Source organism: Streptomyces sp. NPDC094143 (assembly GCF_040303825.1).
Classification (GTDB): domain Bacteria; phylum Actinomycetota; class Actinomycetes; order Streptomycetales; family Streptomycetaceae; genus Streptomyces.
The window spans coordinates 308110-320058 of sequence record NZ_JBEOTZ010000003.1; the positions used below are offsets into that span (position 1 = coordinate 308110).

At 72.3% G+C, this 11949-nt stretch carries 10 protein-coding genes and 1 other RNA gene; 2 read left to right on the top strand and 9 right to left on the bottom strand.

Annotated elements, in window-relative coordinates; translation table 11 throughout:
* Window positions 1-48: 48 nt before the first annotated feature.
* From ssrA to ftsE, 5 genes are all read right to left on the bottom strand, one after another.
* Window positions 49-437, bottom strand: a transfer-messenger RNA (tmRNA) gene (gene ssrA, locus ABTZ58_RS06165).
* A gap of 98 nt (window positions 438-535) precedes the next feature.
* Window positions 536-1018, bottom strand: a complete 483-nt coding sequence (gene smpB, locus ABTZ58_RS06170; RefSeq protein ID WP_351350893.1) for an SsrA-binding protein SmpB — start codon at window positions 1016-1018, stop codon at window positions 536-538.
* A 46-nt stretch (window positions 1019-1064) separates the two neighbouring features.
* Window positions 1065-2234: a S41 family peptidase gene (locus tag ABTZ58_RS06175; RefSeq protein ID WP_351350895.1), complete on the bottom strand. Its 1170-nt coding sequence runs from the start codon at window positions 2232-2234 to the stop codon at window positions 1065-1067.
* 68 nt (window positions 2235-2302) lie between these two features.
* Window positions 2303-3220, bottom strand: coding sequence for a permease-like cell division protein FtsX (gene ftsX / locus ABTZ58_RS06180; protein WP_309094128.1), 918 nt, complete (start codon window positions 3218-3220; stop codon window positions 2303-2305).
* A gap of 41 nt (window positions 3221-3261) precedes the next feature.
* A complete protein-coding gene (gene ftsE / locus ABTZ58_RS06185; protein WP_003990615.1) occupies window positions 3262-3951 on the bottom strand; it encodes a cell division ATP-binding protein FtsE in 690 nt (229 codons plus the stop codon).
* A gap of 235 nt (window positions 3952-4186) precedes the next feature.
* On the opposite strand from ftsE, the gene ABTZ58_RS06190 reads away from it, so the two are divergent.
* A complete protein-coding gene (locus ABTZ58_RS06190; protein WP_309094127.1) occupies window positions 4187-4378 on the top strand; it encodes a hypothetical protein in 192 nt (63 codons plus the stop codon).
* Window positions 4379-4484: 106 nt separating this feature from the next.
* Here ABTZ58_RS06190 and ABTZ58_RS06195 read toward each other — a convergent pair whose 3' ends face one another.
* From ABTZ58_RS06195 to ABTZ58_RS06210, 4 genes are all read right to left on the bottom strand, one after another.
* Window positions 4485-5105, bottom strand: coding sequence for a hypothetical protein (locus tag ABTZ58_RS06195; RefSeq protein WP_351350898.1), 621 nt, complete (start codon window positions 5103-5105; stop codon window positions 4485-4487).
* A 290-nt stretch (window positions 5106-5395) separates the two neighbouring features.
* Entirely contained in the window at window positions 5396-6502 is a 1107-nt protein-coding gene (prfB, locus tag ABTZ58_RS06200; protein WP_351350900.1) for a peptide chain release factor 2, read from the bottom strand.
* Window positions 6503-7275: 773 nt separating this feature from the next.
* Window positions 7276-8526, bottom strand: coding sequence for a serine/threonine-protein kinase (locus tag ABTZ58_RS06205; protein ID WP_351350902.1), 1251 nt, complete (start codon window positions 8524-8526; stop codon window positions 7276-7278).
* Window positions 8527-8648: 122 nt separating this feature from the next.
* Window positions 8649-10367 (bottom strand): serine/threonine-protein kinase, encoded by a 1719-nt coding sequence (locus ABTZ58_RS06210; RefSeq protein ID WP_351350904.1) that lies wholly within the window; start codon window positions 10365-10367, stop codon window positions 8649-8651.
* A 361-nt stretch (window positions 10368-10728) separates the two neighbouring features.
* On the opposite strand from ABTZ58_RS06210, the gene ABTZ58_RS06215 reads away from it, so the two are divergent.
* The coding region (locus tag ABTZ58_RS06215) for an FHA domain-containing protein (protein ID WP_351350993.1) at window positions 10729-11949 on the top strand (1221 nt) is incomplete at its 3' end.

The following is an 11949-nucleotide window of genomic DNA, read 5'->3' on the forward strand; positions in this document are numbered from 1 at the left end:
CGAAGGCCCCGCCGCTCGGAAGCGACGGGGCCTTCGCCCACATGGGATGAGTGGAGATGGCGGGAATCGAACCCGCGTCCAACGGTGCAGAACCAGGGCTTCTCCGTGTGCAGTTCGCTGCGCTTTTCTCGGCCCCGGCGATCACGCGAACAAGTCGCCGACGGGCCCAGTCACTGTTTGATTTCCCACCGAACCCCGTGACCGGGCTCGATGGTTTAGTTCCCTAGCTTATGCCAGGATCCGGGTCGGGAACACTCCCGGGCTGACACCCATTTAGGGTCCTTCAGTCACTGCTTATCAGGCAGCGAGGGCGAAGGACTGGGAATCGCGCTTGGTGTTGGCGATTATTTTTTGCGACATATGGTTTACGAGATCATTGCCGCTTCCTCGACACGCTTCCCCTGCTTCGACAGCCGCTGTCGAAACCGATCATCCCCATGTTGTGTTGACAATGCCCTCCGGAGAGGGCGCGTACCCGCTGTGGGGTGCAGGCACCATCGTACGTGACCAACGCAGGTCCGTGCCAGCGTATTCCCTACGCCCCGCGCTGCCTCCGCTTCACCGCCGCGATCGCGCGGTCGGTCTCCCGGCGGTCCTGCTTCTCCCGCAGCGCCTGCCGCTTGTCGTATTCCTTCTTGCCCTTGGCCAGCGCGATCTCGACCTTGGCCCGGCCGTCCTTGAAGTACAGCGAGAGCGGCACGATCGTGTGGCCCGTCTCGCCCGACTTGGACTGAAGCTTGTCGATCTCGGCGCGGTGCAGCAGCAGCTTCCGCTTGCGGCGGGCGCTGTGGTTGGTCCACGTGCCCTGGGTGTACTCCGGCACGTGCACGTTGTACAGCCACGCCTCGTTCCCGTCGAGCTGCACGAAGCCGTCGACCAGCGACGCCCGGCCCTGGCGCAGGGACTTCACCTCGGTCCCGGTGAGGACCAGCCCGGCCTCGTAGGTGTCGATGACGAGGTAGTCGTGCCGCGCCTTCTTGTTCTGCGCGATCAGCTTGCGCCCTTTTTCCTTAGCCATAGTGCCGCCCATTTTCGCACTACGCAGGGGGGTCGCGGGAAGTCGATTACGAGGGGGGCGCCAGGCCGCGCAGTACGCTCTCGGCCCGCTGCAGGGCCCCCTCGTCTTCGGCCTCCAGGTCGGGCGTGATGCCCCGGCCGTCGACCCCGCGGCCCGAGGGGGTGCGGTAGTGCCCCACGGTCAGTTCCGCGACGGAGCCGTCGGGCAGCCGGCTCGGCATCTGGACCGAGCCCTTGCCGAAGGTGCGGGAGCCCACGACCAGCGCGCGTCCGCGGTCCTGCAGGGCGCCGGTGAGCAGCTCGGCCGCGCTCATCGTCCCGCCGTCGACGAGCACGACCAGGGGTCTGGTGGTGTCGCCGCCGGGTGCGGCGTGCAGGGCGCGCTGGGCGCCGTCGACGTCGTAGGTGGCGACCAGGCCGCCGTCGAGGAAGGCGGAGGCGGTGGTGACGGCCTCGCCGACCAGTCCGCCGGAGTTGCCGCGCAGGTCCAGGACGATGCCGCCGGGCGGGGCATGCCGGACGGCCGCGCGGACCTGCGCGCCGGAGTCCTTGGTGAAGGTGGCGACCTTGATGACGGTGACCGGTCCCGCGGTCTCCCGGACGGTGACCGAGTCGGTGGAGAGCTGGGCCCGGCGCAGCGTCTTCGTCCAGGCGCGCGTGCCGCGCTCCAGGCCGAGGCGGACGGTGGTGCCGGCGGGGGCGTCGGTGGCGTCCCCGCGCAGTAAGGAGACCACCTCGGTGACCGGCAGTCCGTCGGTCTCTCGGCCGTCGACGCTGCGCAGCAGATCGCCGGGGCGGATCCCGGCGGTGGCGGCGGGCGAGCCGGCGCGCACCTTCGTCACCTCGATGCGGCCGTCGCGTTCGCTGCGGGCCCACAGGCCCACGCCGGTGTACTGACCGTCGAGGGCCTCCTCGAACTCCTCGTACTCGCCCTCGGAGTAGACGGCGCCCCAGCGGTCGCCGCTGCGGCTGACGGCGCGCTGCGCGGCCTCCACGGGGGACTTGCCGTCGGCCATGGCTTCCTCGGCCGCCCTGGCGACCTCCGCGTGGTGCCCGGCCGGGCGGGCCGAACGGGCCTCGTCGGGGGCCGACTTCCGGTCGGCCTGCGGCAGCACGCCGGTGGCGGCACCGGCGGCGAGCACGCTCGCGAAGACCAATGTCAGGGCGGCCCCGCGGCGGATGCGACGGGGCTGACAGAACGGGTCACGACCTGACATGCCGGTGAGTCTAGGACAAGGGAAAGGGCCGTACGGTCCGTTGACCGCACGGCCCCTCTTGGCATGCGTCACACCTTCAAGTACTTGCGCAGCGCGAAGAACGCGGCCAGCGCGGGCATCAGCAGACTCGTGGCGAGGATGAGCGGCAGCTTGGTGAGCACTGCGTCCCAGCCGATGAAGTTGATCAGTGTGAGCTGATCGGCCAGGGCCAGTCCGTGGTCGATGATGAAGTACCGCGCGACGAGCAGGAAGGCGCACGCGAGGGTGCCGCCGATGAGTCCGGCGACCGCGGCCTCCATGATGAACGGCGCCTGGATGTAGAAGCCCGAGGCTCCGACCAGGCGCATGATGCCGGTCTCGCGCCGCCGGCTGAACGCCGAGACACGCACGGTGTTGACGATCAGCATCAGCGCGACGACCAGCATCAGCGCCATCACCGCGCGCGCGGCCCAGTTCATGCCCTCCAGCAGTTTGAAGAGGTTGTCCAGGGTCTCCTTCTGGTCCTGCACGGACTGCACGCCGTCCCGCCCGTTGAAGGCGGTGGCGACCACCTGGTACTTCTCCGGGTCCTTCAACTTGATGCGGTACGACTCCTGCATCTGGTCCGGCGTGAGGGAGGCGGCCAGCGGGGAGTCGCCGAACTGCTCCTTGTAGTGCTTGTACGCCTGGTCCTGCGACTCGTACGTGACCGTCTGGACGACGTCCATCTTGTCGAGGTCGCTCTTGATCTGCTTCTTCTGGTCCTCGGTCACCGCGCCCTTGGCGCAGTTGGGGTCGGACTCGGCGTCGGACTTGTTGCAGAGGAAGATCGAGACGTTGACCTTGTCGTACCAGTAGCCCTTCATGGTGTTGACCTGGTCGCTCATCAGGAGCGACCCGCCGAACAGGGCCAGCGACAGGGCGACGGAGACGATGACGGCGAAGGTCATCGTCAGGTTGCGGCGGAGACCGACGCCGATCTCCGACAGGACGAACTGGGCGCGCATGGCGGCTGGTTATGCCTTTCCGTGGATCTCGGGAAGCGGTCTCAGTGCTGGTAGCCGTAGACGCCGCGGGCCTGGTCGCGGACGAGGCGGCCCTTCTCCAGCTCGATGACGCGCTTGCGCATCTGGTCCACGATGTTCTGGTCGTGCGTGGCCATCACCACGGTCGTGCCCGTCCGGTTGATGCGGTCGAGCAGCTTCATGATGCCGACCGAGGTCTGCGGGTCGAGGTTGCCGGTGGGCTCGTCGGCGATGAGCAGCTTCGGGCGGTTGACGAACGCCCGCGCGATGGCGACGCGCTGCTGCTCACCACCGGACAGCTCGCCGGGCATCCGGTCCTCCTTGCCGCCGAGCCCGACGAGGTCCAGTACCTGCGGCACTGACTTGCGGATCTCGCCGCGCGACTTGCCGATGACCTCCTGCGCGAAGGCGACGTTCTCGCCGACCGTCTTGTTCGGCAGCAGCCGGAAGTCCTGGAAGACCGTCCCCAGCTGGCGCCGCATCTGCGGCACCTTCCAGTTGGAGAGGCGGGCGAGGTCCTTGCCCAGGACGTGCACCTGGCCGTGGCTGCACCGCTCCTCGCGGAGGATCAGCCGCAGGAAGGTGGACTTTCCGGAGCCGGAGGACCCCACGAGGAAGACGAACTCGCCCTTCTCGACCTCCAGGGAGACATCCCTGAGGGCGGGGCGGGTCTGCTTGGGGTAGACCTTGGAGACATTGTCGAATCGGATCACGGATGCACCACGGGTCGCCGGGGGTAGATGAGCGTGACCTTACGCGACCCGGGCACGGCACCGCAGTCACCGGTCGCCGTTGCGCATCGGATGTGCCGTTTTGTACGTCCCCCGGCGGGGCGGGGAACCGTGCGAGCGGCGCGCACCCTCCGGAGGAACCTGGCAGAGTGGAGGGGGAACATTCCCACCCCCACGAACGTTGGACACGTGGAACCGTCGCAAGGAGGGCAAGCGCATGACGTACGACCGGCTGGTGTGCGCGAACTGTGCGGCCCCCGTGAGCGAGGGCCGCTGCCCCGTGTGCCGCGCGAACCGTGAGCGCCTGCAGCAGGACAACTTCCTCGCGGGCCTGAGCCCGATGGCGCTGATCGCCCTGCTGACGGTGCTGATCGCGGCCGTGGCGCTGCTGGCGCACCAGACCGCGTGACGGCGTAGCTCTCCGAGCGAGCCCTCTGTCGGCGCGCATGGCGAAGGGCCCGGAGCATGCTCCGGGCCCTTCGCTGTGCGCACGGTCCGTGCGGACGCGGCTACCGTCAGGCGGCGGCGCCGCCCCGGCCGCCCATCAGGCGCGGCAGGACGCGGAAGCCGACACCGCCGGCGATCATCGTGGCGGCGCCGAGCACCAGGAAGGTGGTCTGCGCGGCACCCGTCTCGGCGAGCTCGGGGCCGCCGGCCTGGGCCTGCGGGGCCGGGGTGTTGTCCGAGCCGGTGTCGGTGAGGGCCGAGGAGCCCTGCTCCTGGGTGGAGGCGCCACCGTCGGGGTCGGCGTTGTTGCCGCCGCCGTTGCCGCCGCCGTTGGCGTTGCCGTTCCCGCCACCGTTGCCGTTGCCGTTCCCGCCACCGTTGCCCGGGTTGCTCGGCTCGTCCGTCGGGTCCTCGGTCGGCTCGGTGGGCTCCTCCGTGGGCTCGGCCGGGGGCTCCTCGGTCGACGGCGGGTCGGTCGGGAGGTTCGTGGGGATGCCGGTCGGCTCCTCCGTCGGCGTGGGCGTGGGCGTCGGCGTCGGGACCGGAGACTCCTCGGCGCACAGGATGCCGAGCAGGCAGTCCTCGGCCTCGGCGGCGGATGCGGCACCGGCGGCGGTCAGCGAGGCACCGGCGGCGATCACGGCGCCGGCCGCTATCCGCGCGACACGGATCCGCGTCTTCTTCGTCATGTGGTTGCTACCCCCAGTAGCTCATCGTCATTAGGCAGCGTTCGGGGCTGTGCTCGACGGGGACAGCCGCGGTGAAAGGCCCCCCGGTTCACATGCGCCCCAGAGACACGCATGCCGCGCTTCACCCTTCCCACTTTTCACAGACACGTCAAGGCCGTTTGCGGACGCCATGTCCAACTAAGGGGTCTATGCCGGGAGTCTGAGCCTGTGAGTGTGATGTAAAACCCAGACATGAGGGCACACAAAAGGCAACTGCCGCCCCGGGGGCGGCAGTTGCCTTGTCGACAAACTTACTTCTCCTGCTGCTTGCGCCAGCGAATTCCGGCTTCGAGGAAACCGTCGATCTCGCCGTTGAACACGGCCTCGGGGTTGCCGACCTCGAACTCGGTGCGCAAATCCTTCACCATCTGGTACGGGTGCAGGACGTAGGAACGCATCTGGTTCCCCCAGGAGTTGCCGCCGTCGCCCTTGAGGGCGTCCATCTTGGCCTGCTCCTCCTGACGGCGCCGCTCCAGCAGCTTGGCCTGGAGGACGTTCATCGCCGTGGCCTTGTTCTGGATCTGCGAGCGCTCGTTCTGGCAGGAGACGACGATGCCGGTGGGGAGGTGGGTGATGCGCACCGCGGAGTCCGTGGTGTTCACGCCCTGACCGCCGGGACCCGAGGAGCGGTACACGTCGATCCGCAGCTCGCTCTCGTCGATGTCGACGTGGTCGGACTGCTCGACCACGGGCAGGATCTCGACACCCGCGAAGGACGTCTGCCGCCGGCCCTGGTTGTCGAAGGGCGAGATGCGCACGAGCCGGTGCGTGCCCTGCTCGACGGAGAGGGTGCCGTAGGCGTAGGGCGCCTGGACGGCGAAGGTGGTCGACTTGATGCCGGCCTCTTCCGCGTACGAGGTCTCGATCAGCTCGGTCTTGTAGCCGCGCTGCTCGGCCCAGCGCAGGTACATCCGCTGGAGCTTCTCGGCGAAGTCGGCGGCGTCGACGCCACCGGCCTCGGCACGGATGTTGACCAGGGCCTCGCGGGAGTCGTACTCGCCGGACAGGAGCGTACGGACCTCCATCTCGTCCAGCGCCTTCTTCACGGCCACGAGCTCGGACTCGGCCTCGGCGCGGGTGTCCGGGTCGTCCTCCTCCTCGGCCATCTCGAAGAGGACGCTCAGGTCGTCGATGCGACCGCGCAGGGTCTCGGCCTTGCGCACCTCCGCCTGGAGGTGGGACAGCTTGCTGGTGATCTTCTGCGCCTCATCGGGGTTGTCCCACAGGGACGGCGCGGCCGCCTGCTCCTCGAGCACGGCGATGTCTGCCCTCATCTTCTCGAGGTCCAGAACGGCCTCGATCGACTCCATGGTCGAGGAGAGGGACTTGAGCTCTTCGGATACGTCGACGACTGCCACGCCCTCCAGCGTAACGGCTCCGCCCGCCGGCCATGCCCGGACGCCCACCGCGGGGGCCCAGGCCATGGGGCCCGGGGCTGGGCACGACCGACGCGGGCGGCACCCCGGTGGCGCGCGGCCCGGCCGTGGACGCCCGCGGCCGGAACCCCCGACGGTTCGCGTCCGACCGCGCGGACCTCGCCGGTCTGACCGGCCTGACCGGCCTGACCGGCGGAAGCCGAGCGGCTGAGCCGGCCTCTGCATCGGCAGGCGCGACGCGTCCGACGACGCCGGGCCCCGGGACGGAACACTCCGGCTCGCTGCGACGACCGCGCGGACCTCGCCGGCCCTGCCGACGGGTGTCGGGCGGCGCGGGCCAGGCCGCCGGATCGACCGGTACGAAGGGGCCGACCGCGCCGGGAGCGAGGCGTGGGCGGCACCGGCGCCTGCCGGAGAACCGGGCCAGGTCACCCGGCCCGGCCGGGGACCCGGGGTGCTTCCCCCGGATGGCCCGAGCGCCGTGCTTCCCCCCGCCCAGCCGGTCCGGTCCGACCGGTACGAAGGGGCCGACCGCGCCGGTACGAGGCGTGGGCGGCACCGGCGCCTGCCGGAGAACCGGGCCAGGTCACCCGGCCCGGCCGGGGACCCGGGGTGCTTCCCCCGGATGGCCCGAGCGCCGTGGTTCCCCCCGCCCAGCCGGTCCGGTCGCAGAGCCGCTGCCCGGCACCCGTCGGCAGGGGCGGGCGAGGTCCGCCGGACTGCCGCAGCGAGCCCGGGTGCGTCGGAGATCGCGGTCAGGGCGTCTGGGGGGCCGAGTTCTTCGTGTCCTGGGGCGGGGGGTCCGTGTCGTCGCCCGAGGAGGACAGCCAGGCGCCCACGCCGACCGCCGCCGCCAGGACCACCGCGCCCGCGCCCAGGGCCACCCTGCGGCGGCGGGCCACGGCGCGGTTGCGGGCCGAGCCCGGGCGGGGGGCGCCGGGGGCGCGGGGGGCCCGGGCCGTGCCGTGGGCGCCGCCGGCCAGCTCGTCGGGGGCCGGGACGCGCATGGAGGTGTGGGTGTCCCGGTTGGAGTCGGCCGGTTTCGCACCCGGCACCAGCGGGACGGCGCCCCGCCGCCGGACCTGCCGGCCGGCCGGGGCCGGTCCGGAAGCGGGCTGTTCCTCGCGGCCGGTCTCCTCGGTCTGCTCGGTGTCCGGCTCGTCCACCTCCAGCGGCGGCATGCCCGCCAGCATCGGCAGCAGCTCCCGCAGCCGCGCCCCGAGCTCGGAGGCGCGCAGCCGGGAGGCCGGGGCCTTGGCCAGGCACTGCACGAGCAGCTGCCACAGCTCGTCGGGGATGCCGGGCAGCGGGACGACCGTCTCCGTGACGTGCCGGCGCAGGACCGCGCCCGGGTGGCCGCCACCGAACGGGGTGAAGCCCGCGAGCAGCTCGTACAGGACGGTGGCGAGCGCGTAGATGTCGACGGACGCGCGCGGGGGCAGGCCCTCGACGATCTCCGGGGCGAGGTAGTCCGGCGTGCCGATGATCTTCGTGGCCTTGGTGCGGCGCGGGGTGTCGATGAGCTTCGCGACGCCGAAGTCGGTGAGCAGCGCCCGGTGGGAGCCGCCGGGGCCGAGCGGGCCCTGCATGTCCAGGAGGACGTTCTCCGGCTTGACGTCCCGGTGCACGACCCCGGCGGCGTGGGCGGCCGCGAGTCCGTCGGCGATGTCGGCGGCGATCGCGACGGCCGCCTCGGGGGCGAGGCGGCGGTCCCGGTCCAGGCGGGTGCGCAGGTCCGTGCCGCGGACGAGGTCCATGACGAGGGCCAGGTCGTTGCCGTCGACGACCAGGTCGCGCACGGACACCACGTGCGGGTGCTCCAGACCGAGCAGGGCCGTGCGCTCCTGCACGAAGCGCCCGACGAGTTCCTGGTCGGACGCGAGGTCCTCACGCAGCAGCTTGATGGCGACGGGGCCTTCCGGTCCCTCACCCAGCCACACCGTGCCGGCGCTGCCCCGCCCGAGGATCTGGTGGGCGGTGTACCGGCTGCCGATCTTCCGTGCCAAGGCTGCTCCTACCGACGCGTGTTGTCGCTAAAACTACGCGTCCGAGGAGCCAACCTTCACCGCGGAGGCCGAAATCACCCGCCAGGTGTCGACAAATCACCAACCCCGCAGGGTGGTTCGGGTCAGTTCGTGCCCGAACCGCTCCCGCCGAGCTTCTCGAGCCAGCCGGTCACCGTGGAGAACCAGTCGGTGAGCTGGTCCCAGTAGCCCTTGGTGGTGCCGATCCAGTCCTGGAGCGGGCTCAGCTCCCAGATCAGCCAGCCGGCGACGAACAGGATGACGATCGTGAACAGGCAGCCCTTGAGGCAGCCCAGGCCGGGGATGCGCATCCGGTTGGCGCTGCGCTGCCGAGGCTGCCGGGGCTCGCGCTGGGGTCGCTGCGGCTGCTGGGGCTGCTGCGGCTGGGCCGGGGGCGCCGGCGGGGCGTAGCGCTGCGGCGGCTGGGGCCGCTGGGGCCGCTGGGGCTGTGGGGCGTACTGCTGCGGCTGCTGCTGTTGCTGCGGGTGGCCGTAGCCGGGGCCGGGCGGGGGCGCCTGGCGGCGCGGGGGCTGCTGCTGCGGCCGGGCGACCTGGCGCTGCGGGCGGCGGCGCAGCGGGTCCTCGTTCGGGTCGAGGTACTGGACCTGAGTCTGCTCGTTGCGGTCGCGGGCCGCGCGCAGCTGGTTCTGCCAGGGGTGCGGGTCCTCGGGGCCGCCCTGCTGGTTCTGCTGCCCGGGGCTGCCGGGCGCGCCCGGCGGGACCGGCGGCATGACGGCCGTCGGGTCGGCCGCGCCCCGGTGGGGCAGGACGGCGGTGGGATCGGCGGCGCCAGCCGGGCCGCCGGTGTGCGGCAGGACGCTGGTCGCGGCGTTCGGGTCGTAGGCGCCCGCGCCGTGCGGCAGGACCTGCGTGGGGTCGGCCGCGCCGGGCGTGTCCGGCACCGGAGCGGGGGCCGGGTCGGGCACCAGGAGCGCGCCCACGCCCTCGGCGGCGGCGATCTGCGCGGAGTTCGCGTGCACGCCGATGCCCTCGGCGACGACGCGCAGGCCGCGGGCGAGGTTGACGGCGCTGGGCCGCTCGTCCGGGTTCTTGCGCAGGCAGCGCTCGATGACCGTCCACAGCGGGTCGGGGACCGTGGAGGGGCGGCGCGGCGCGGCGCTCAGGTGCTGGTGCAGCACTTCGAGGGCGGAGCCGCCGGAGAACGGCGGGCGACCGGTGACCAGCTCGTACAGCAGGATGCCGGCGCCGTAGATGTCCACGGCGGAGGTCTGCGGGCGGCCCTCGGCCGACTCGGGGGCGACGTACGCGGGCGTGCCGACGAACTCCTGGGTGCGGGTCAGGCCCGGGGAGTCGGCGAGGCGGGCGATGCCGAAGTCGGTCAGCAGCGGGTGCATCCGCCCGTCGTACTGCTTCAGCAGCACGTTGGCCGGCTTCAGGTCGCGGTGGACGACGCCGTCGGCGTGGCTGGCGGCGAGCGCGTCGGCGATCTGGGCGGTGAGCAACGCCGCCGCGACGGGCGTGAAGGGCCCGTTCTCGCGCAGGTAGCGGTGCAGGTCGGGACCGTCGACGAGGTCCATGACCAGTGCCAGCAGCTCGCCCTCGACGACCAGGTCGCGGACCCGGACGATGTTCGGGTGGGTCAGCCGGAGCAGGACGGAGCGCTCCCGGAGGAACCGCATGACGATGTCCGGGTCGCCGGCCAGCTCCTCCTTGAGGACCTTGATCGCGACGGTCTCGCCGGGCTGTCCCGGCACGGCCGCCTCGGCGCCCGCCGTCTCGCGCTGGCGGGCTCGCCAGACGGTGCCCGTGGCGCCGCGTCCGAGCGGCTCCTCGAGCAGGTACTTGCTGCCTACCGGCCGCACGTCATGCGCTCCCTGGTGCTTGCCTTGCCTGCTGGCCTGTCCGACCCACTGTAGTGCCGGGTCGCCGAGGACCGGAGTGTCGTCTTTCTCGCGTCTTACGGATCCGCGCTCACACGCGTTCGAACGAAAGACGCTCACCTCGGTCTTGTGGTTGCCGGGAACGAACGTGACCGATCTCAAGACGACGCCCGCGGGTCATTTCTCAGGCACTTTTACGGGCAGAGCCGACCAATCAAGATCGCCTTTTCCCGAGCGAGGGGCGCGGTGTCAGTGGCAGGTGCGAGGATGCCTGCAGTACTGGCCGACGTGCCGGGGCGGGGCGGGGGGCTCCGTGCCCGGGCAGAAGGGACCGCTGACGGCGATGCAGATCCGGCTGACCGTCGTAGATCCGCTGGGCGCATCGGCTCCGGGGCGGGACCGCGCCCCACGCAGCGACGTCCTGGTCACGGCACCGGCCGGTACGGCGCTCGCGGCGGTGGCCTCGGCGCTCGCCCAGGTGGTCTCCGGCGGCGACGGTTCGGGCACGCCGGTGCTGTACGCCGGGGAGCAGCGGCTCGACGCGCAGCGCTGCACGCTCGGCGAGCCCCCGCTGACCGACGGTGCCGTGCTGTCCGTGGGCGCGCCCGGGGAGCCTGAGCCGCATCCCGAGTGGGACGACGCCCCGGCCCAGCTCCAGGTGGTCGCGGGCCCCGACGCCGGCGGTGTCCATCTGCTGCACGGCGGTGAGATCCGCATCGGCCGCTCCGCCGACGCCGACGTGCCCCTCGACGACCCGGACGTCTCCCGGCTGCACTGCGCGGTCACGGTGGCCGCGGACGGCCGCGTCTCGGTCGCCGACCTGGACTCCACGAACGGCACGACGCTGGACGGGGCGCGGGTGGGCGGCCGGGCGGTCCCTCTGGCGCCCGGGGCGCTGCTGCGGATCGGCGAGTCGGCACTGCGGCTGGCTCCCGCCGGGGGGCCGGGGGGCCGGGTGCGGACGACGCCGGACGGGGAGGGGCACGTGCGCGTGCCCGGGCCCGCCGGCGATGACGTGACCTCCCCCGCGCCAGGGACGGCTTCGCGCGCGGCAGGGCCTTCCGGCCCCACGCACCACGCCTACGGCGCGGCGGCCTGGGGCACGCCGGGGGCCTCCGGACAGGGTTCCGGTGAGGCCGTGGTGCCCGGGCACGGCGACGCGCCGCGGATCGAGAGCGGGGACCGGACGGCCGGGGAGGGAGCGCGGCCGGGGGTCTCCGGGCTTCTCCCCCCGGAAGGCAGCCTCCGGGCGCCCCGGCAGCGGGGTGCGGCGCCGTCGGTGGGCGGTGAGACGGACACGCCTGCGGGGCGTTCCGGGATCGGGACGTTCGGCCAAACGCCCTCGGACGGCACCGGTGCGCAGGCCGGGGCGGCGTACGGGGCAGAGCGTGGCCCGGCTGGGGCCGCGGACAGGGCCGGGCAGCCGGGCGCCGGGGCGGCGTACACGGCAGAGCGTGGGCCGGCTGAGGCCGCGGACAGGGCCGGGCAGCCGGGCGCCGGGGCGGCGTACACGGCAGAGCGTGGGCCGGCTGAGGCCGCGGACAGGGCCGGGCAGCCGGGCGCC

Excerpts from the sequence above, each read along its gene's own strand:
- ABTZ58_RS06195 (WP_351350898.1), bottom strand. The coding sequence starts at position 5,105 with ATGACGAAGAAGACGCGGATCCGTGTCGCGCGGATAGCGGCCGGCGCC.
- ftsX (WP_309094128.1), bottom strand. The coding sequence starts at position 3,220 with ATGCGCGCCCAGTTCGTCCTGTCGGAGATCGGCGTCGGTCTCCGCCGC.
- ABTZ58_RS06175 (WP_351350895.1), bottom strand. The coding sequence starts at position 2,234 with ATGTCAGGTCGTGACCCGTTCTGTCAGCCCCGTCGCATCCGCCGCGGG.
- ABTZ58_RS06190 (WP_309094127.1), top strand. The coding sequence starts at position 4,187 with ATGACGTACGACCGGCTGGTGTGCGCGAACTGTGCGGCCCCCGTGAGC.
- smpB (WP_351350893.1), bottom strand. The coding sequence starts at position 1,018 with ATGGCTAAGGAAAAAGGGCGCAAGCTGATCGCGCAGAACAAGAAGGCG.